The sequence below is a fragment of the Stenotrophomonas sp. ZAC14D1_NAIMI4_1 genome (assembly GCF_003086775.1).
Taxonomy (GTDB): domain Bacteria; phylum Pseudomonadota; class Gammaproteobacteria; order Xanthomonadales; family Xanthomonadaceae; genus Stenotrophomonas.
Genome location: NZ_CP026001.1, coordinates 3,472,715 through 3,492,246 on the forward strand (window position 1 = coordinate 3,472,715; position 19,532 = coordinate 3,492,246).

Sequence of the window (19,532 nt, forward strand, 5' to 3'; positions counted from 1 at the left end):
AGCCACGCATGGCGTGGCACTACCTACCGCAGTAGAGCCACCCCATGGGTGGATGCGCGCAGCGCCATCAGGCAATCAGGCCGGCACGAACCACCAGGCCACCGCCGCCAGCAGCGCCGGCACGGCCTGGATGAAGAAGATGCGCTTGTTGACGCTCCACGCGCCGTAGCAGCCGGCCACGATCACGCAGCCCAGCGAGAAATTCACCAGCATCGGCAGGTGGTCGAACAGGCCCCAGAACAGGCCTGCGGCGAGGAAGCCGTTGTACAGGCCCTGGTTGGCCGCCAGCACGCGGGTGATCTCCGCCTTCTCCGGGGTGTTGCGGAACGTCTTCAGGCCCAGCGGGCGGGTCCACAGGAACATCTCCAGCACCAGGAAGTAGACGTGCAGCAGTGCGACCAGCAGGGTCAGGGCGAGTGCGATCCAGTACATGGAGGATTCCTTGGATGGGTTGACGGGATGATGGGCTCAGCGGTCGCGCGGCAGCTTCTTCTCTTCGCGCAGCACACCGAACGCGGCCAGGGTCATGCACGCCGCCACCAGCATGCCGCCAGCGAACACCACATGCGAGCCGAACAGCGACAGCGCCTTGTGCACCCAGGTGAAGCTCAGGTCGGCACCGCGGTAGACCACGGTGTCGATGGCCGCGCCGGCCTTGTAGCGCCACTGGCGGTCCACACGGGTGTAGATGGTCTCGCGGGCGGGCTTGAACAGCGAGAACTCGCTGGCCCGGGTCAGCACCTGCACCACCGCCACCATCATCGGCAACGGCGAGGCGGCCAGCACCGAGAAGCCGATCAGGATGGCAAAGGCGGGAATCAGCAGCGCCGGTGCGATGCCATGGCGCGACAGCAGCCAGCGGGTCAGGCTGAGCTGCAGCAGCAGGGTCAGCGCATTGACCGCCAGGTCGATGCGCGAGAAGAACGCGGTGCTGGCCGCCGGGTCGCTGAAGGCCGCGCGCACGATGCTGGCCTGCTGGTTGTACAGCAGGGTACCCACGCCCACGCCGAACACCACCAGGACCGCCAGCCAGCGCAGCAGCGGCTCGCGCACGATCAGCTTGAGGCCATCGAGCACGCTGCCGCCCATCGGCTTTTCGCCCGACACCAGCTGCTGCTCGCGCTCGCGCAGCACCGCCCAGTGCCGCAGCCGCCAGATGCAGAACAGGCACACGACCAGGAAGCCGGCCGATACCAGCATCAGGTTGGCGATGCCCACGCGCTGCACCAGCGCGCTGGTGAGGATCGGGCCGAGGAAGGCACCGACGGTGCCGGCCGCGCCGATGTAGCCGTACCAGGCGCGTGCCTGCACGTTGGAGAACACGTCGGCCATGAAGCTCCAGAACACGGCCACCGCGAACAGGTTGAAGACCATGACCCAGAGGAAGAAGGCCATGCCCCGCCCCGGCACGCCGCTGTCGAACAGCACGTAGAACACCAGCAGCGTGGCGATGAAGAAGCCATAGACCGCCGGCAGGAACACCCGCCGCGGGAAGCGGCTGACCAGCCAGCCGTAGACCGGCTGCAGCACCAGCATGATCAGGAACACGCAGGTGAACAGGAACTGCAGGACGAAATCCTTCAGGGCGATGCCATGGCTGGCGAACCAGCCGATCAGCAGCGGCGGGAACACCGTCTCCAGATCGGACGACGCTGCCATCGCCTCGCGCACCGGGCGCAGCACGTAGTAGCCACTGAGCAGGCAGAAGAAGTACAGGAACGACCACCACAGCGCTGGCGATTCACGCAGCGCTGCCACAAGCCCGCGCAACGGCCCCTTGCCCGCGGCCGCGCTCACGCGGTTGCCCTGGCCGGGACGCGGCGGTTGGATGGCGGCATGTCGGGCTCCGGGGGCGGTGAAGCGCGTACGTTAGACAATGCACTGCAACATCGCCAGCGCGCCGTGCGCGGACGCGGCCGCGGGGTCGCAGCACGGGTGCGCTGCAGGTGTGTCCGGAGGCCGTCACCGAGCGTCAAAAATCCAACTTTTTCAAATAGATGCGCATTCATCTTCGCTTTGTTTGTGCATAGGCGAAAAGCGGCGCTAGAATCACAAACAGCAGTCGCGCACGGGTCCAACCGATGAAAATGAACAACCTGCGTCGCCCGGTCCGGGTGGCGACCACCGGTTTGCTGGGCATGTTGATGCCCGTGGCCTTGTCCACCACCGCGCAGACACCGCCGGCCCTGCCGCCGATGCCGACCAACATCGAAACCGCCGCGGGCCCGGGCATCGCCCACACCCAGCCGGCGGCGTACCGCACCGGCCTGGTGCCGCAGGTACAGCTGCCTGCCGCAGGCTTCAACGTCGCCCACATCGAATCGATGGCGCAGCAGCTCACCTATGGCGAGCGCGTGCCAGGCATGGCCGTGGCCATCGTGCAGGGCGGCCGCGTGCTCAGCGCGCGCGGTTACGGCGTCACCGACGTCAACAATCCGCTGCCGGTCGACGCGCATACCGTCTTCCGCCTGGCGTCGCTGTCCAAGGCGTTCGCCGGCACCATGGCCGGCCTGCTGGTCAACGACGGCACGCTTCGCTGGGACAGCAAGGTCACCGACTACGTGCCGGGCTTCCGCCTCAACTCGCCCGAAGCCACCGACCGCCTGACCGTTGCCGATGTGCTCAGCCACCGCGTCGGCCTGCCCTACAACGCCTACGACCGCGACATCGAAGGCAATGCCGAGTACTACTCGCTGACCCAGAAGCTGGCCAACACCAGCCTGAAGTGCCTGCCGGGCGACTGCTACGCCTACCAGAACGTGGCCTTCAGCCTGATCGGCGACGTGGTCTATGCCGCCTCGGGCAGCTTCTACGAACAATCGGTCGAGCGCCGCATCTTCAAGCCGCTCGGCATGAACGATGCCAGCCTCGGCCTGGCCGGCATCCAGGCCAGCTCGCGCTGGGCGCGCCCGCACGTGCGCAGCCGCAATGGCTGGGTATCGCTGACGCCGAAGCCGACCTACTACCGCGTCGCCCCGGCCGCCGGCGTCAACGCCAGTGCCAGCGACATGGCGCAGTGGCTGCTGGCACACACCGGGCATCGCCCCGACGTGCTGCCGGCACCGCTGCTGGCCACCCTGCATTCGAGCCTGATCAACACCCCGGGCGAGATGCGCTCGGGCTGGCGCCGTGAGCGCCTGCACTCGGCCGGCTACGCGCTGGGCTGGCGCACCTTCGATTACGCCGGCCACGACGTGGTCTTCCATGCCGGTGCGGTGCAGGGCTATCGCGGTCTGGTCGCACTGGTGCCGGAGCGTGACCTCGGCATCGCCATCCTGTGGAACGGCGAGAGCGGCCTGCCCAGCGGCCTGCTGCCGACCGTGCTCGATTCGGCGCTGGGCCTGCCGGCGCAGCGCTGGCTGGACGTGGACACCGATTTCGGCAGCGACAGCCTGATGGCCGAGGGCGCGACCCCGGCGCAGCAGGACAAGCGCAAGGGCAAGGGCGCCTCGGGCAACCGTGCCGTGGCCTCGCCGCGCTGAGCGCGGTTGCCTTGCCGGTGATGGGTAGAGTCGACTGTCAGTCGACTCCCGCGGTGCCGGATCGAAAAGCAGTCGACTGACAGTCGACTCTACCCACGGCGGTGAAGCAGACGCAGGGTCAGTGCGCGAAGTAGTGCATGCCGCCATCCACCGGGATGACCGCGCCGGTGATGTAGCCGGCCAGCGGCGACGCGAGAAACGCCACCAGTGGCGCCACCTCCTCCGGCTCGCCAAAGCGGCCGATGGGAATGTTGCGGTCGATGAACGCTCGCCGGCTTTCCTCGGTGGGATGCAAGCGGCTGAGGATCTGCGCGCTGTTGATGCGCCCGGGCGCGAGGGTGTTGACCGTGATGCCCTGCGCCGCCACCTGCGATGACAGGCCCTTGCTCCACAGGTGCAGCGCGGCCTTCGCCGCCGTGGCGGCATTCACCGCACGCGGCTCCATCGAGCCACTGAAGTTGATCACCCGCCCCCAGCCCTGCGCCTGCATGCCGGGCAACAGCGCCTGGGTCAGCCGCCGCGACGCGGAGAAGTTCAGCGCCATCGCTTCGTCCCATACGTCATCAGCGGCGTCGACAGACGTCGGCCGCGAGCCACCGGCGGCATTGACCAGGATGTCCACGCGCTGCAGCGCGGCCTGCGCCCCGGCGGCGATGCGTGCCAGCTGCGCGGCGTCGGTGAGGTCACCCGGCAGGATCAGCGGCGCGGCTGCACCACCAGCGGCGATCTCCGCCGCCAGCGTCTGCAGCGGCTCCTGCCGCCGCGCGGTGATCGCGATGCGTACGCCGAGCGCCGCCAGCTGCCGCGCAACCGCAGCGCCGATGCCGCTGCCTGCGCCGGTCACCAGCGCGGTCCGTCCTTCAAGCTTCAGATCCATGGTGTTCTCCCATCTGCATCGCCGGCACATCCGGCCCGTGCAACGCATGCTCTGTGATCACCCCTGATTGATAAACTCCGCGCAGGTTTCAGCATTCAACACCCGGGGTGTCAGATGAACCTGCTGGAAAGCATGCAGGTCTACGTGCTGATCGTGGACAGGGGCAGTCTCAGTGCAGCGGCGGCGGCCATGGACATCTCAGCGACCATGGCCGGCAAGCACCTGCGCGCACTGGAAACGCGGCTGGGCATGCAGCTGCTCAGCCGCACCACGCGCCGCCAGCACATGACGCCCTTCGGCGAGGACTACTACGCGCGCTGCAAGGACATCCTGCGGCTGGTCGAGGAGACCGATGCGCAGGCCGCGCACCAGCAGTTGGCACCGGCCGGTACGCTGCGCATCAGCGCGCCGGTGATCTTCGGCACGCACGCGCTGGTGCCTGCCCTGGCCGAGTACATGCAGCGCCATCCGCACGTGCGGGTGGAGGCGACGTTGAGCGACCGCGTGGTCGACCTGGCCGAGGACGGCGTCGAGGCCGCGCTGCGCATCGGCACCCTGGCCGACAGCAGCACGCTGGTCGCCCGCCCGCTGACGCCCTACCGGCTGATGATGTGCGCCTCGCCGGCCTACCTTGCCCGCCACGGTACGCCGCGTACGCTCGCCGACCTGGCGGCGCACCAGTGCCTGTCATTCAGTCCCAGCGCGCTGGCGCAGTGGCTGGAGGGCGATGCTGGCGGGCTGGAGCATATCGCCGCTGCGCGCCTGCAGATCAACAATGGCGAAGCGCTGCGTGCGGCGGCGCTGCATGGGCTGGGCATCGTGCTGCAGTCGAACCAGCTGATGTCTGCCGACGTCGCCGCCGGACGCCTGGTGCAGTTGTTCCCGGAACATGGCCGGACCGGCCGGCCGATGCACGTGGTCTATTCCCACGACCGCTACCCATCCACCCGCCTGCGCAGCTTCGTCGACTTCCTGGTGGAGCGCTTTCCTCCGGCGCCGCACAGGTAGAGTCTGCCTGCGGTCGCCCATAAAAAAACCCCCTCCCCGCTGGGCAGCCAGGGAAGGGGGTTTCAGGGTACGGCTATCGGGAAGTACTTAGATCAGCGGCGCCGGGGTTGCCGGCAGAGCGACCGGAGCGGCCTTCTTCTTGCGGGCGGCCGGCTTGCGCTTGGCAACCTTCTTGGCAGCCTTCTTCGGGGCAGCCTTCTTGGTGGCCTTCTTCGCAGTCGCCTTCTTGGCAGTCTTCTTCACTGCCTTCTTGGCGACCTTCTTTACGGCCTTCTTCGCGGTCTTCTTTGCCGGCTTCTTGGCAACCTTCTTCGCCGCCTTCTTCACTGCCTTCTTCGCAGTGGTCTTCTTGGCGACCTTCTTGGCTACCTTCTTGACGGCCTTCTTCGCGGTCTTCTTTGCCGGCTTCTTGGCGACCTTCTTCGCCGCCTTCTTCACTGCCTTCTTCGCAGTGGTCTTCTTGGCGACCTTCTTGGCGACCTTCTTCACGGCCTTCTTGGCGGTCGCCTTCTTCGCGACCTTCTTCACTGCCTTCTTGGCAGCGGCCTTCTTAGCGACCTTCTTCACCGCTTTCTTGGCGGCGGGCTTTTTCTTCGCAGCTTTCTTGGTTGCCATGGGATGGCTCCTCGTCAGTGATAGGGAGTTGAAACGCCCAGGTGGATCAAACCCGCGGTTGCTGCGTGCGGGGACCGCCGGCGCGTCAGGCGCGCCGTTACGGATGCGGCAATGCCCGCCTCGATCGGCGGAGCGGGCATCGGAACGGGAGATGCCTTGCATTTCTCCGGGGGAAGCGGGGCCATGTCCACCGTCTGCAGGATCGCGGTGGTCTTGAAGGGGCTGCTTCGCATCGGACGATTGATTCTGCGCACTCGGTTTGGCAGGCAAGGTCTGCTGAGGCGAAACCTAATCACGGTTTTTTTTACTGTCAACAACCCCCGCGAAAAAATTTCACATCCGCGTCCATCCAAGTGCCGCCTACGGCGCCGCCGCGCGGCGTCCTGCCAGCCCTGCATCGCGCACCGGCAATGCCGCACAGCGCAACACCTGATCGCGCGTGCTGAATAAAAAACGCTTGAAATAAGCACTCTGCGTTGATAGGCAGCATTGCATGCCGCGCATCGCGCGTCGTCGTTCGACACGCGCCCGCGCACTCGCCCGCCGCACCACAACGGGTCTGCAACGGGGGGTAAAAGTTTTCACATCCGAACGCGCCAGCGCGGGGCTGAAACGCGGATTTGCGCAAAACTGCGCGCGCCTGATCGCGCCGCTCAATGCCGCCTGATGCCACGCCGCAGGTGTGCTGCGAACCCGATGGCATGAGTCGGTTACGGTGGCCGGAACGAAAACGGCCACCCGAAGGTGGCCGTTCTGGAACCCGGAAACGAGGACTCAGTGGTCTTCGTTTTCCAGGGCTTCGGCGTAGGCGTCCGGATCCAGCAGCTCGTTGAGCTCTTCGGCGTTGGTCAGCTCGACCACGTACATCCAGCCTTCGCCGTAGGCATCTTCGTTGATGGTTTCCGGCTTGTCCGACAGCGCCGAGTTGACCTCGACGATCGTGCCGCTGACCGGGCTGTAGACGTCCGAGGCGGCCTTGACCGACTCGACGACGGCGATCTGCTCGCCCGCCTTGGCGTCGGCACCGACTTCGGGCAGCTCGACGTAGACCAGGTCACCCAGCAGGCCCTGGGCATGGTCGGAAATGCCGACGGTGACGCGGCCGTTGCCTTCAACGCGGGCCCACTCGTGGGACTTGAGGAACTTGAGGTCGCCGGGGATCTCGCTCATGGGAACTGCTCCAGGTTTTGCAGGGGGTGGAAAAATCGGGGCTAGTGTAACCAACCGGCCGCCACTGCTGTCAGTGACGACCGGCACGTTCGGATCAGGCGTCGGCCAGCACGCCGGGCTGGGCCTGGCCTTCGCGGACGAACGGGAACTTGACCACGCGCACCGGCACCTGCCGGCCACGGATGTCGACGGTGACCTGGCCGAGCTCGCCAGCCGGAACGCGGGCGAAGGCGATGCCCTTGGCCAGCGTCGGCGAGAACGTGCCGGACAGGATTTCGCCCTGGCCGCCAGCGGTGGTCACCGCCTGGCCGTGGCGCAGCACGCCCTTCTCGTCCATCACCAGGCCGATCATCTGGCGCGCATTGCCGGCCGCCTTCTGCGCCTCCAGCACGTCGCGGCCGATGAAGTCGCGGCCTTCGTCCAGCGACACGGTCCAGGCCAGCGCCGCTTCGTACGGGCTGATCGCTTCGTCCATGTCCTGGCCATACAGGTTCATGCCGGCTTCCAGGCGCAGGGTGTCGCGCGCGCCGAGGCCGGCCGGCTTCACGCCCGCCGCCAGCAGGCGGTTCCAGAAGGCGACCACGGCGTCCTGCGGCAGCAGGATCTCGAAGCCGTCTTCGCCGGTGTAGCCGGTGCGGGCGACGAACAGTTCGACGCCGTCGTCCGCCGTGACCTGCAGGGCGGCGAAGCGGCCGAGCTTGGCCAGCGCATCGCGGTCGGCGCCGCCGACCAGGCCGACGACGCTGTCGCGCGCCTGCGGGCCCTGCACGGCGAGGATGGCCAGGTCCGGGCGCTGCTCGACGCTGACGCCGAACGGCGCTGCCTGTTCGCGCAGCCAGGCCAGGTCCTTCTCGCGGGTGGAGGCGTTGACGACCATGCGGAAGAAGTCATCGGCCAGGTAGTAGACGATCAGGTCGTCGATGACGCCGCCGGCCGGATTCAGCATGCACGAGTACAGCGCCTTGCCCGGCACCTTCAGCTTGTCGATGGAGTTGGCGAGCAGGCGGCGCAGGAACGGCTTGACCTGCTCGCCGCGCAGGTCGACCACGGTCATGTGGCTGACGTCGAAGACACCGGCTTCGCGGCGCACCAGATGGTGTTCGTCCAGCTGCGAGCCGTAGTGGATGGGCATGTCCCAACCCCCGAAATCGACCATCTTGGCGCCGAGGGCGCGGTGGGTATCGTTGAGCAGCGTCTTCTGGGTCATGACCGGTCCGGCAGCAGGGTAAACAAGAACGGCCATTATCCCAGATCGGTCGGCGGCAGGCGTGCCGCAGCGCAGCGGGAGTTGTGTTTGGCCGGCCTGCGGCCGGCGCCGCTTTTCTACAGCCAGGGCGTAAAGCGCAGAGCTTGGGTTCGTCGGCTCTCGGTTGTCTGGGTTTGGGCGGGGCGGTGTGACCGCGCGGGGGACGCCGTAAACCCGTCCCTGGGGGCTTGGCCGCGGCATCCATGCCGCGGACACCCCCGCGCGGCCACACCGCCCCACCCCTGCCAAGTTCCGTGGTGACGGACGGCAAGTGCCAGAGCAGAGCAAGAGCAAGAGCAAGAGCAGATGTGGATGTCGATACATATATAGAGAGGGGTCGGAGCCCTTCTTTGCGGAAAGGGATCCGACCCCGGGCGAGCGCTTTTGCTTCTGCTCTTTATTTCTTTTCCGTGGGCTGGACGCGCACGGAAACTGTCGGGGGTCGGGCGGGTTGGGTTCGCGGGACCGTTGGCGCCATGGATGGCGCCATCGAGCCCCCAAGGGTGAGGGCGCTTTGCTTGCGAAGCACTGCTTCGCAAGCGCCCGAACGCACAGCCGCCAGCGGCTGGGCCGGACCCCGGAGGGGGGTTTACGGCGTGTCCCGCGAACCCAACCCGCCCGACCCAACACACAAGGCCAGTCGACTAACAGTCGACTCTACCCCGCCGCAGACTCGACCAGCAGCACGCTGCCCTGCACCGCCACCACCCTCACCCGCGTACCCGCCGGCAGGTCCGGTCCACTCACCTGCCACGACGCATCATCGATGCTGACCCGGCCCTGCCCGTCGATGATGGCCTGCGGCAACGCCACTACCCGGCCGACCAGCTGCTCGGCGCGGCGGTTCAGCAGCGGCTTGTCGCTGGCCCGCGCATGCGGCTTGCCCCAGCGCCGGTAGCACTGGATCGACAGCACGCTCAGCACCACGAACGCGACCACCTGCCACAGCAGCGGAATGTCGGCGAATACCGCCACCAGCACGAACACCGCCGCGGCACCGATGCCGATCCACAGCATGAACGCGCCCGGGGCCAGCGCCTCGGCGGCGAACAGCAGCAGGGCCAGCGCGCCCCACGCAACCACGTCCCAGCGCATGTCAGCCTCCGAACGGCGGCGGGCCCTTGCGGGCCGGCTTGTTTTCCTGGTTCGCCAGGGCCTGCTTGGCCAGTTCGGCGACGCCGGCAATGGAGCCGATCACGCCACTGGCTTCCATCGGCATCAGCACCAGCTTCTGGTTCGGCGAGCTCGCCAGTTCCTTGAAGGCCTCGACGTACTTCTGCGCGACGAAATAGTTGATCGCCTGCACGTCACCCTCGGCAATCGCCGCCGAAACCACCTGGGTGGCCTTCGCCTCGGCCTCGGCCAGGCGTTCGCGCGCCTCGGCATCGCGGAACGCGGCTTCGCGGCGGCCTTCGGCTTCCAGCACGGTGGCCTGCTTCTCGCCCTCGGCGCGCAGGATCTCCGACTGCCGCGAACCTTCCGCTTCCAGGATCTGCGCACGCTTCTCGCGCTCGGCCTTCATCTGCCGCGCCATCGCATCCAGCAGGTCGCGCGGCGGCTGGATGTCGCGGATCTCGATGCGGTTGACCTTCACCCCCCACGGGTTGGTGGCATGGTCGACCACGCTCAGCAGCTTGGCGTTGATCACCTCGCGCTGGCTGAGCGATTCATCCAGGTCCATCGAACCGATGACGGTACGGATGTTGGTCTGCACCAGGGCAATCATCGCCACTTCCAGCACCGCCACCTCGTAGGCGGCCTTGGCCGCGTCCAGCACCTGGAAGAACACCACGCCATCGACGCGCACGGCGGCGTTGTCCTTGGTGATCACTTCCTGGCCCGGCACGTCCAGCACCTGCTCCATCATGTTCACCTTGCGCCCCACCCCGTACACGATGGGAATGAGAAAGTGCAGGCCGGGCGACATCGTGTGGGTGTAGCGGCCGAACCGCTCAACGGTCCATTCGTAGCCCTGCGGCACCATGCGCACGGCCTTGAACAGGATGATGACGGCCACCACGGCCAGCACCATGGTGAAAAACACAGTCGGGAACATCACGCTTTCCTTATCTCAGACGTCCAGCCGCCAGCATAGCGCGCGCACGCTGTTGCAGTGCGGCAGCGCAGCGCGTGGGGGTGGGTCAGATACGCGTGGTGGCCAGGAAGCGCTCGCGGTCCTGCTGGGTGCGCCGCCGGATCTCTTCCAGGGCCTGGCTCTCGGTCGCTTCCAGCATCGCCTCGAACAGGCGCTGGAAGTGGTAGCGCATCGCGTTGCGCGCGGCCACCGGGTCACGGCTGCGCAGTGCCTCGAAGATCGCCATGTGCTCGTCGGCACGGCTGGCGCCATCGTCATGGCAGACCCGCGCGTAGACCTCGGCCACGCGCGGCAGGTCGCTGCGCATGCGCCAGATCTGCTGGATGAAGTACTCCACCACCGGATTGCCGGACAGGCGGGCGATGGTCAGGTGGAAGCGGCGGTCGAAGTCGCCGGCTTCTTCGTCGGTCAGGTCGCGCCGGCACAGCGCCTGCGCCAGCACCTGCAGTTCGGCGATGCCGGCGTCGTCGATGTTGCTGGCCGCCAGCGCCGCGGCCTCGGCCTCGAACACCGCGCGGGCGGCGGTCAGGTCGAAGGCGCTGACATCGGGCAGGCCACCGGATGCCTGCGCCGGGCGCGGCTTCACGTACACGCCCGAACCAATGCGGATGGCGATCCAGCCCTGGGCCTCCAGGGCGATCTCGGCTTCGCGCACGGTCACCCGGCTGACGCCGAAACGTTCGGCCAGCTCACGCTCGCCCGGCAGGCGCGAGCCCGGCGGAAATTCGCCGTCCTCGATCAGCTTGCGGAGCTTGGCGGCGATGGTCTGGTAGAGGCGGTTGGCGGACATGCGGCTGACCCTTGGCGGTTCCCTCCGGGCCCGTCCCGGGCCACCGTGCGCGGTGCGGGTCCGGATGGAGCGACGGCGCGACCACTGGCCGCGCCGCCCTGTTCAGAACTTGTATCGTACACCGAAATACGCACGCCGCCCGTAGGTCACCACTTCACGGAAATTGCCGTAAAGCGGCTGGTACGCCACGCGCGGTTCGTTGGTCAGGTTCATCAGCTCCAGCGACAGCGACAGCTGCTTGTTGACCTTGTAGCGCATGCGCAGGTCGACGCTGGTGTTGTCGTCGTAGTAGCGGTTCTGCTGCGCGGTGTTGCCGGTGAAGTCCTGGTGGTAGTGCGAGCGGAACTTGCCGATGGCCTGGATGTTGAAGCGGCCCACGTCCCAGTAGATCGAGCCGGACAGCACGTGCCGCGAGAAACCGCTCAGGCCGGCCGGCGGGACGATGGCCGGGATGACGGTGCCATCGGCGGCCAGCTGTTCGCCCAACCGTGAGTCCTGGGTGGTGTAGTCGGCATCGGCGTAGTTGTAGCTGATCTTGAAGCCCAGCCCGTCGAACGGCTTGGGCAGGTACGACAGGCGGTGGGTCGCGCTCAGCTCCAGGCCGGTCAGGGTGCTGTCCTCGTCGGTGGTCACCTGCTGGCGCACCGGCACGGTCACCGTCTGCCCGTTGATGGTGTAGGTTTCCGGCACCAGCGCCGTGGCGGTGCCGCCGTTGAACTGCTTCCAGTACACCGCGCCGGCCAGCAGGGTGTCCGGGTTCGGGTACCACTCCAGCGACAGGTCGCCGTTCCAGGACATCAGCGGCTGCGCGGCCGGGTTGCCGCTGGCGCTGATGTCGTCCAGTGCATCGGCCAGGTCGCCGTAGGTGGCATCGCTGCTGACATTGATGGTGCGGCCGGCACCGAGCGCGGAGATGTCCGGGCGCGACATGGCACGGTAGGCACCCACGCGCAGCAGCACGTCCGGGCGCAGTTCGAAGGCCGCGTTCAGGCTGGGCAGCAGCTTGTCATTGCCGGCCTTGAACACCTGGGTGGTGTAGTTGCCGGTCGGCTGCAGGCGGATCGTGCCATCGCCGTTGTCCTCGATCTGCAGGTCGGTGCGCACGCCTTCCGAACGCACATCGGTCTTGACCCAGCGCAGGCCGACGTTGCCGGTGACCGGCAGGCCGAACAGGGTGCTGCTGAATTCACCCAGCAGGTACAGCGCGCGCGTCTTCTCGGTGATGTCGACGTTGTTGGGATCCTGGAAGTCCGGATCGAGGCCGCTGTCGAGGCTGCCACGGAAGGACTGGTACAGGCAGTTGGGATCGAAGTAGGCCCACGAGGAGATCGTGTTGCCGCTGGCCGCATCCATGAAATCGTCCTGCGGGAACGGAGCGCGGCAGGCCTGATTGGCGGCGATGATCTTCGCCTTGTCGGCGGCGACGCGCTGGTCGTAGTCGGTCACCAGGGTGTTGTCGCGCAGGCGGTAGTCGGCCTGGCTGGCGCGCACGCCGCCCTTGATGCGGGTGAAGAAGCCCGACTCGGGCATGAAGCTGGCATCGAAGCGGCCGGCCTTGATCTTGTGGTCGTTCTCGGTGGCGCTGGAGGTGACGCGGGCCGCACCGGAATACGCATCCCAGTTCTGCACGTCGAAGTTGGGCGCCAGGGCCACGCTGGGCACCTCGCCATGCCAGTCCCAGTCGTAGTCGACATAGCCGGTGGTGCCGCTGCTGATGCCCGGCACGATGGCATTGTTGATGTCGCGCTGGTTGGCTCGCAGGCGGGTCATCCGCTCGCTGTCCAGGCGGTTGGTATGCGAGTAGGACAGATCGGTGGACAGTTCCCAGGCCGGGCTCGGGCGCACGATCAGGTTCAGGCCGCCGCCGGTGTATTCCTCGCCACGCCAGTAGCGGTTGGAGGTGGAATCAATCGAAGTGCTGCCATGCAGGTGGCGGACGATGCCGTCCTCGTCCACCTCGCGCTGGGTGATGCCACGGCGCGCGTTGGACAGGCTGAGGTCGCTGCGGTTTTCGTACCAGTTGCGCTGGGTGTGCTCGAAGTCGACGTTCACTTCGACCACGTCGTTGGGCCGCCACTGCACCGCGGCAAACTCGCTCTGGCGGTCGTTGCGTTCCTGTTTCAGGCGGTAGATGCGGCTGCTGGGCACCAGGTAGTACGGTGCGCCATTGGCGATGGCCTGCGCGCCCACTTCGGAACAGTTGGCATTGGCCACGTTCTGGTTGCCGTCGCAGGCGTACCAGGTGGAACCGCTGGTGATGCTCTCTTCCGGGTCGGTGCCGTCCAGGCGCTGGAAGCCCAGCGAGATGCCCAGCTTCTGGCCGTCGCCGAACTCGAACTGGTCGATGTAGCTGGCGGTGCCGCGATAGCCGATGCCATCGTCATCACGGTACTTCTTGTCGTACTCGGCCCAGCTGCCGCGCAGGTCGAACTGCATCGAGCGCTTGCCGTATTCCAGCGGCTTGACCGTTTCCAGGCCGATGGTGCCGGCCACGCCGCCTTCGATGATGTCGGCGCGCTGGGTCTTGTAGATGGCCACCGTGTTGATCAGTTCGGCCGGGAACATGTTGAAGTTGACCGAGCGGTCGCCGCTGCCGTTGGTGATCTCGCGGCCGTTGAAATTGGTGCTGCTGAGGAAGGCACCGAGGCCGCGGATGGAAATTTCCGAAGCGCCGGTCTTGTCGCGGGTCGAGGCGGCGCCGGTCAGCGTTTCGATCGCATCGGCCAGCGACGGCGCCGGCAGGTCGCCGATGTCGTCGGCCGAGAGCACGTCGGCGATGACCGTGTCGTCGCGCTTCTTGTTGATCGAACTCTGCATCGACTCGCGGATGCCGGTGACCTGCACCTGGTCCAGCGTGGTGGCGTCCTGCCCGGTGGTGCCGCTGGCCGACTGCGACTGCGCCTGTGCCAGCGGGGCGGCGGCCAGCGCGGCAAGCAGGGCCACGATCAGGGGCGTGGGGGACAGCGTGATGGTGCGTACAGCTCCGGCAGATTGCCGCATGGTTTCCTCCTCCCAAAGGATCGCCTGGACGGCAGGCGTGGGACGCAGCTTCGACACGCTGACATGCAAATGTCAACCAACTGGACTGGATTTTTCTTAATACCTTTGTTTCATACCACTTGGTCGTCATTAAATGTGCTGATGCAGCATGACTTTGCGCGAAAGCTGGCTTACAACAGACCCCGCAAGTGGTATGCACACTCACCCGTAACGACGGCCCGGCCGTCCCTGGAAGGACTTCATGCGCACCGAATCGACTTCGTACCGCCCGTCCAACCGGCTATCCGGATCTTTGTTCGTAACTGGTCTGGCACTTTGCCTGACCACTTCCACAGCACAGGCCGCCAGCTGGCTGGTCCACGATGCGACCGAGTTCAGTACCGCCGCGGCCGCGCTGCAGCCCGGCGACGAAATCGTGCTGGCCGACGGCACCTGGACTGACACCCGCCTGCTGTTGAAAGGCCAGGGCACGGCCGCCGCGCCGATCACCCTGCGTGCGCAGACGCCAGGCAAGGTGATCCTCAGCGGGCGCTCGGACCTGCGCCTGGCGGGCAGCTACCTGCAGGTCTCCAACCTGGTGTTCCGCGATGGCTACACGCCCGGCGATGCCGTGGTCGCGTTCCGCGAATCGAGCAAGGCCGTGGCCAGCCACAGCCGGGTGACCGGCCTGGTCATCGACGACTACACCAACCCCGATGGCAGCGACCAGGACTACTGGGTGTCGCTGTATGGCAGCCACAACCGGCTGGACCACAGCCAGCTGCGCGGCAAGACCAACGCCGGCCCCACCGTGGTGGTGGTGCGCGATGCCGCCCAGGGCCTGGACAACCAGCACCGCATCGACCACAACTGGTTCGGTCCGCGCCCGCTGCTGGGCGTCAACGGCGGCGAGACGATCCGCGTCGGCACCAGCGATACCTCGCTGAGCGATTCCAACAGCACCGTGGAAAACAACTGGTTCGAGGGCTGCGACGGCGAGACCGAGATTGTCTCCAACAAGTCCGGCGGCAACACCTACCGCGGCAATGTCTTCTACCGCTCGGCCGGGGCGCTGACCCTGCGCCACGGCAACGGCAACCGGGTGCTCGACAACGTCTTCCTCGGCGATGACAAGGCCGGCACCGGCGGCGTGCGCATCATCAATGCCGACCAGACCGTCAGCAACAACTACTTCGAGCGCCTGGCCGGTTCCAGCAACCGCTCGGCGCTGGCGGTGATGGATGCACAGGCCAGCCCGCCGCTGTCCGGCTATGCGCCGGTGGTCAACGCGACCATCAGCCGCAACACCTTCGTGGACGTGGCGAAGATCAGCTTCGGCGTCGGCCATGACACGGCCAAGGGCATCGACGTGGCCGCCAGCAACAGCCGCTTCAGCGCCAACCTGATCGTCAACCGCACGAGCAAGAACCCGCCCAACGCCGCCAGTTCGCTGGCCGGCATCGCCTTCAGCGGCAACGTGCAGTCGCCGCAGGCCAGCACGGTATTTCCCAGCGGCGTCGAAAGCCGCAGCGTGACCCTGCAGCAGGCCGCCAGCGGCCTGTGGACGCCCACCCCTGCCCTGCCCGCCACCGGCGCCGACCCGGCGCTGGCGATGACCGCACGCGAGGCCACGGGGGTGGACTGGTATCCCAAGGTGGGCGAGGTTGCCCTGTCCCGCACCAGCACCGGAGTTGATCGATGAGGTTGCAGCCGCTGTTCGTTTCCCTGGCCCTGGCCGTCCCCTTTGCCCTGCTGCCGGCCGCGCCGTTGCTGGCGGCCCCGGCCGCTGCCGCGCGCCAGGCCGACACCGCGCCCGTGCTGGTGACCGCCGCGCAGTGGCAGCAGATGGCCAGCGAAGGCAGCCGCTACCCGTGGTTCGCCAAGGAGCAGGCACGCACCGAAGCATCGCTGAAGAAGATGATGAAGGCCGGCATCGACGTGCCGGTGCCCAAGGACAAGGGCGGCGGCCGTACCCATGAACAGCACAAGCGCAACTACCAGGCACTGCTGGCCGCCGGCACGCTGTACCGGCTGACCGGTGACAAGGCCTATGTGGCGTACTCGCGCGACATGCTGCTGCAGTACGCCCAGCTGTACCCGACGCTGGGCCCGCACCCGGAAGGCCGCGGGCAGATTCCCGGCCGCGTGTTCTGGCAGGTGCTCAACGATTCGGTGTGGCTGGTCAATGCCATCCAGGGCTATGACGCGGTGCGCGACGCGCTGTCCGCGCAGGACCGGCAGACGATCGAATCGAAACTGTTCCGGCCGATGGCCGAGTTCCTGGTCAGCGAGCCGAAGAACTACGACCAGATCCACAACCACGCCACCTGGGCGGTGGCCGCCACCGGCATGACCGGCTATGTGCTGCGTGACCAGGAGCTGGTGGAGAAGTCGCTGCGCGGCAGCCAGAAGGACGACCAGTTCGGCTTCCTGCGGCAGATCGACCTGCTGTTCTCGCCCGATGGTTACTACGAGGAAGGCCCGTACTACCAGCGCTACGCACTGGCGCCGTTCCTGCTGTTCGCCAACGCCATCGAACGCAATGAGCCGCAGCGGAAGATCTTCGCGCGCCGCGACGGCGTGCTGCTGAAGGCCGTGGATGTACTGGTGCAGACCAGCTACGACGGCCTGTTCTTCCCCATCAACGATGCGATCCTGGACAAGGGCATCGACACCGAGGAACTGGTGGCGGGCATCGGCATCGCCTATGCGCGTACTGGCGATGACCGCCTGCTGTCGGTGGCCCAGCAGCAGAAACGCCTGCTGCTCTCGCCCGAAGGCCTGCAGGTGGCGCAGGCGCTGGCGGCCAACAAGGCCAAGCCCTTCGACTACCGGCCGATGCTGCTGCGCGATGGCCCCGACGGAGACCGCGGTGGCCTGGCGATCCTGCGCATGAACGGCGAGGACGGCCAGGCGCTGGTGCAGAAGGACACCATGCAGGGCATGGGCCACGGCCACTTCGACAAGCTCAACTGGCTGTTTTACGACAACGGCAAGGCGGTGGTGACCGACTACGGCGCGGCGCGCTTCCTCAACGTGGAAGCCAAGCGCGGCGGCATCTACCTGGCCGAGAACCGCAGCTGGGCCAAGCAGACCGTGGCCCACAACACGCTGGTGGTGGACGAGCAGAGCCACTTCAAGGGTGACTGGAAGCGCGGCGAGGAACATGCACCGCAGGTGCGCTTCTTCCAGGCCGATGCCGATACCCAGATCGCCTCGGCGACCATGCGCGATGCCTACCCCGGCGTGGTGTTCACCCGCACCCAGGCGCTGCTGCGCCATCCCGAACTGGGCCTGCCGGTGGTGCTGGACCTGCTGCAGGTACACGGCGACAAGGCCGCGCGCTACGACCTGCCGCTGCATTTCAACGGCCACATCGTGACCACCGGTTTCGAGGCCGAACACTTCACCAGCCAGCGCCCGGTGCTGGGCAAGGACAACGGCTACCAGCACCTGTGGCTGGACGCACGCAGCAAGCCCGGCAGCGAGCCGCGCACGCTGGCCTGGCTGCTGGACGGCCGCTTCTACACCTACCGCTTCGGCAGCAGCGCACCCGCGCAGGCGCTGCTGGTGGAAAGCGGTGCTAACGATCCCGAATTCAACCTGCGCCGCGAGCCGGCCCTGCTGCAGCGCGTGGAGGGCCAGAAGGACGTGACCTTCTTCAGCGTGCTGGAGCCGCATGGCGAGTACAACGGCACCGCCGAGTACGTGCACGGCGCCGACAGCCGCATCAAGGACATCGTGCGCACCCGCGGCAGCGATGCCGAGGTGATCGAGCTGCGCCTGGCCAGTGGCGCCCGCATCGCCCTGGGCGTGGCCGATGACAGCAACGCCAAGGGCGAGCACAGCGTGACCGTCGATGGCCATGCCTACCGCTGGAGCGGCAGCCACGCGCGCATGGACCGCAGCAAGGGTGACGTGCGATGAACGGCCCTTCGGCGGTGTCCAGCCTGCGCAAGGTGCCGGTGCGTTCGGCGGTGCGCTGGCTGATCGTCGGCCTGATCGCCGTGGCCACGGTCATCAACTACATCGACCGCAATGCACTGGCGGTGATGTGGCCGGAAATCGCCAAGGAAGTGGGCGCGACCAAGGATGACTACGCGCTGCTGGTGACGGTGTTCATGCTGTTCTACGCCGCCGGCCAGTTCCTGTTCGGCCGCCTGTTCGACATGATCGGCACGCGCCTGGGCTTTGCCCTGTCGATCAGCGTGTGGTCGATCTCCATCGCCCTGCATTCGATCACCCATTCGATGCTGTCCTTCAGCCTGGTGCGGGCAATGCTCGGCATCAGCGAAGCCGGGGCGTGGCCGGGCGCGGTGAAGGCGAACGCCGAGTGGTTCCCGGCGCGCGAACGCGCACTGGCGCAGGGCGTGTTCAACGCCGGTGCGTCGATCGGCGCGATCGTCTCCGCACCGGCCATCGCCGGCCTTTACCTGTGGCTGGGCTGGCGCGGCACCTTCGTGCTGGTCGGTGCCATCGGCTTCCTGTGGCTGCTGCCGTGGCTGTTCGTCTACCGCGCCGGCCCGGACAAGCACCCTTGGGTGAGCGATGCCGAGCGCCGCTTGATCATGGAAGACCAGGCCGGGCAGCGCGACGCCACCGCACCGAAGGTGAGCGTGCGTTCGCTGCTGGCCCACCGGCAGAGCTGGGGCATGCTCGCCTGCCGCTTCCTGCTGGACCCGATCTGGTGGCTGTTCGTGTCCTGGCTGCCGATCTACCTGGCCGAGACCTTTGGCTTCGACATCAAGCAGATCGGCCTGTTCGCCTGGGTGCCGTTCGTGGGCGCGATGCTGGGCAGCCTCAGCGGCGGCTGGCTGTCCGGGCGCCTGATCCGTGCCGGGCAGAGCGTGGACCGCGCGCGCAAGCTGTCCATCACCCTGGGCTGCGTGATCATGGCCCCTGCCCTGCTGGGCGCGGTGCTGGCCAACCAGCCGTTGTTTGCCGTGCTGGCGATTGCCGCCGTGCTGTTCGGCTTCCAGGTGGCCATCGGCAACATCCAGACGCTGCCGGGCGACCTGTTCGACGGCCGTTCGGTCGGCACGCTGGCCGGCCTGGGCGGCCTGGCTGCGGTGGCCGGCACGCTGATCACCACCTGGCTGGTGCCGGTGCTGACCCGCCATTCCTACGCCCCGATCTTCATCCTCGTCGCCGCACTGGTGCCGCTGTCGCTGGCCGCGCTGTGGTGGTGGACCGGCCCCATCCACAAGCTCGACCGCCGTGGCGGCTGAGACTGTTTTCCCCCTTCATTCCCCCGCAAACCAAGGAGTTTC

15 protein-coding genes are annotated in these 19,532 nt (G+C 67.0%); 5 read left to right on the forward strand and 10 right to left on the reverse strand.

The window, feature by feature from the left end:
- Positions 1-75 precede the first annotated feature (75 nt).
- The gene (locus tag C1927_RS15975) at positions 76-432 is read right to left on the reverse strand and encodes a DUF1304 domain-containing protein (RefSeq protein ID WP_079222835.1); all 357 of its coding nucleotides are present in this window, start codon (positions 430-432) and stop codon (positions 76-78) included.
- Positions 433-468: 36 nt separating this feature from the next.
- Complete coding sequence (locus C1927_RS15980; RefSeq protein ID WP_079222836.1) at positions 469-1,797, reverse strand: MFS transporter; 1,329 nt, start codon at positions 1,795-1,797, stop codon at positions 469-471.
- 284 nt (positions 1,798-2,081) lie between these two features.
- Here C1927_RS15980 and C1927_RS15985 point away from each other — a divergent pair, with 284 nt between their 5' ends.
- The gene (locus C1927_RS15985) at positions 2,082-3,482 is read left to right on the forward strand and encodes a serine hydrolase domain-containing protein (protein ID WP_079222837.1); all 1,401 of its coding nucleotides are present in this window, start codon (positions 2,082-2,084) and stop codon (positions 3,480-3,482) included.
- 118 nt (positions 3,483-3,600) lie between these two features.
- Here C1927_RS15985 and C1927_RS15990 read toward each other — a convergent pair whose 3' ends face one another.
- Positions 3,601-4,359: an SDR family oxidoreductase gene (locus C1927_RS15990; protein WP_079222838.1), complete on the reverse strand. Its 759-nt coding sequence runs from the start codon at positions 4,357-4,359 to the stop codon at positions 3,601-3,603.
- A gap of 114 nt (positions 4,360-4,473) precedes the next feature.
- Here C1927_RS15990 and C1927_RS15995 point away from each other — a divergent pair, with 114 nt between their 5' ends.
- Entirely contained in the window at positions 4,474-5,367 is an 894-nt protein-coding gene (locus C1927_RS15995; RefSeq protein ID WP_079222839.1) for a LysR family transcriptional regulator, read from the forward strand.
- Between the two features lie 87 nt (positions 5,368-5,454).
- On the opposite strand, the gene C1927_RS16000 is transcribed toward C1927_RS15995, so the two are convergent.
- The 7 genes from C1927_RS16000 to C1927_RS16030 form a co-directional block, all read right to left on the reverse strand.
- A complete protein-coding gene (locus tag C1927_RS16000) occupies positions 5,455-5,982 on the reverse strand; it encodes a histone (protein WP_079222840.1) in 528 nt (175 codons plus the stop codon).
- Positions 5,983-6,756: 774 nt separating this feature from the next.
- Positions 6,757-7,152, reverse strand: a complete 396-nt coding sequence (gene gcvH, locus C1927_RS16005) for a glycine cleavage system protein GcvH (RefSeq protein ID WP_079222841.1) — start codon at positions 7,150-7,152, stop codon at positions 6,757-6,759.
- Positions 7,153-7,246: 94 nt separating this feature from the next.
- Positions 7,247-8,359, reverse strand: a complete 1,113-nt coding sequence (gene gcvT, locus C1927_RS16010; RefSeq protein ID WP_079222842.1) for a glycine cleavage system aminomethyltransferase GcvT — start codon at positions 8,357-8,359, stop codon at positions 7,247-7,249.
- A 696-nt stretch (positions 8,360-9,055) separates the two neighbouring features.
- Positions 9,056-9,493 carry an NfeD family protein gene (locus C1927_RS16015; protein WP_108747207.1) on the reverse strand — a complete coding sequence of 146 codons (438 nt, stop codon included), beginning with the start codon at positions 9,491-9,493 and terminating at the stop codon, positions 9,056-9,058.
- Between the two features lies 1 nt (position 9,494).
- On the reverse strand, positions 9,495-10,454 hold the full coding sequence (locus C1927_RS16020; protein WP_079222844.1) for an SPFH domain-containing protein: 960 nt from the start codon (positions 10,452-10,454) through the stop codon (positions 9,495-9,497).
- 85 nt (positions 10,455-10,539) lie between these two features.
- Positions 10,540-11,283: a FadR/GntR family transcriptional regulator gene (locus C1927_RS16025; RefSeq protein WP_079222845.1), complete on the reverse strand. Its 744-nt coding sequence runs from the start codon at positions 11,281-11,283 to the stop codon at positions 10,540-10,542.
- Between the two features lie 102 nt (positions 11,284-11,385).
- On the reverse strand, positions 11,386-14,283 hold the full coding sequence (locus C1927_RS16030; RefSeq protein ID WP_108747208.1) for a TonB-dependent receptor: 2,898 nt from the start codon (positions 14,281-14,283) through the stop codon (positions 11,386-11,388).
- 241 nt (positions 14,284-14,524) lie between these two features.
- Between C1927_RS16030 and C1927_RS16035 the strand changes: the two genes are divergently transcribed.
- From C1927_RS16035 to C1927_RS16045, 3 genes are read left to right on the forward strand one after another with little or no spacing between them, the layout of a single operon-like run.
- Entirely contained in the window at positions 14,525-15,964 is a 1,440-nt protein-coding gene (locus C1927_RS16035) for a polysaccharide lyase 6 family protein (protein ID WP_079222847.1), read from the forward strand.
- The gene (locus tag C1927_RS16040; protein ID WP_079222848.1) at positions 15,961-18,189 is read left to right on the forward strand and encodes an oligoalginate lyase; all 2,229 of its coding nucleotides are present in this window, start codon (positions 15,961-15,963) and stop codon (positions 18,187-18,189) included. Before C1927_RS16035 ends, C1927_RS16040 begins: the two co-directional genes overlap by 4 nt.
- Positions 18,186-19,490 (forward strand): MFS transporter, encoded by a 1,305-nt coding sequence (locus tag C1927_RS16045; RefSeq protein ID WP_108747209.1) that lies wholly within the window; start codon positions 18,186-18,188, stop codon positions 19,488-19,490. The genes C1927_RS16040 and C1927_RS16045 overlap by 4 nt, the downstream gene beginning before the upstream one ends.
- Positions 19,491-19,532: the final 42 nt, after the last annotated feature.

What these genes read in the sequence shown, in the direction of transcription:
- C1927_RS16030 (WP_108747208.1), bottom strand. Translation starts at nt 14,283, where the DNA reads ATGCGGCAATCTGCCGGAGCTGTACGCACCATCACGCTGTCCCCCACG.
- C1927_RS16000 (WP_079222840.1), bottom strand. Translation starts at nt 5,982, where the DNA reads ATGGCAACCAAGAAAGCTGCGAAGAAAAAGCCCGCCGCCAAGAAAGCG.
- C1927_RS16035 (WP_079222847.1), top strand. Translation starts at nt 14,525, where the DNA reads ATGCGCACCGAATCGACTTCGTACCGCCCGTCCAACCGGCTATCCGGA.
- C1927_RS15990 (WP_079222838.1), bottom strand. Translation starts at nt 4,359, where the DNA reads ATGGATCTGAAGCTTGAAGGACGGACCGCGCTGGTGACCGGCGCAGGC.
- C1927_RS16045 (WP_108747209.1), top strand. Translation starts at nt 18,186, where the DNA reads ATGAACGGCCCTTCGGCGGTGTCCAGCCTGCGCAAGGTGCCGGTGCGT.
- C1927_RS15995 (WP_079222839.1), top strand. Translation starts at nt 4,474, where the DNA reads ATGAACCTGCTGGAAAGCATGCAGGTCTACGTGCTGATCGTGGACAGG.
- C1927_RS16040 (WP_079222848.1), top strand. Translation starts at nt 15,961, where the DNA reads ATGAGGTTGCAGCCGCTGTTCGTTTCCCTGGCCCTGGCCGTCCCCTTT.
- C1927_RS16015 (WP_108747207.1), bottom strand. Translation starts at nt 9,493, where the DNA reads ATGCGCTGGGACGTGGTTGCGTGGGGCGCGCTGGCCCTGCTGCTGTTC.
- C1927_RS15975 (WP_079222835.1), bottom strand. Translation starts at nt 432, where the DNA reads ATGTACTGGATCGCACTCGCCCTGACCCTGCTGGTCGCACTGCTGCAC.
- gcvT (WP_079222842.1), bottom strand. Translation starts at nt 8,359, where the DNA reads ATGACCCAGAAGACGCTGCTCAACGATACCCACCGCGCCCTCGGCGCC.
- C1927_RS16020 (WP_079222844.1), bottom strand. Translation starts at nt 10,454, where the DNA reads ATGTTCCCGACTGTGTTTTTCACCATGGTGCTGGCCGTGGTGGCCGTC.
- C1927_RS16025 (WP_079222845.1), bottom strand. Translation starts at nt 11,283, where the DNA reads ATGTCCGCCAACCGCCTCTACCAGACCATCGCCGCCAAGCTCCGCAAG.
- gcvH (WP_079222841.1), bottom strand. Translation starts at nt 7,152, where the DNA reads ATGAGCGAGATCCCCGGCGACCTCAAGTTCCTCAAGTCCCACGAGTGG.
- C1927_RS15985 (WP_079222837.1), top strand. Translation starts at nt 2,082, where the DNA reads ATGAAAATGAACAACCTGCGTCGCCCGGTCCGGGTGGCGACCACCGGT.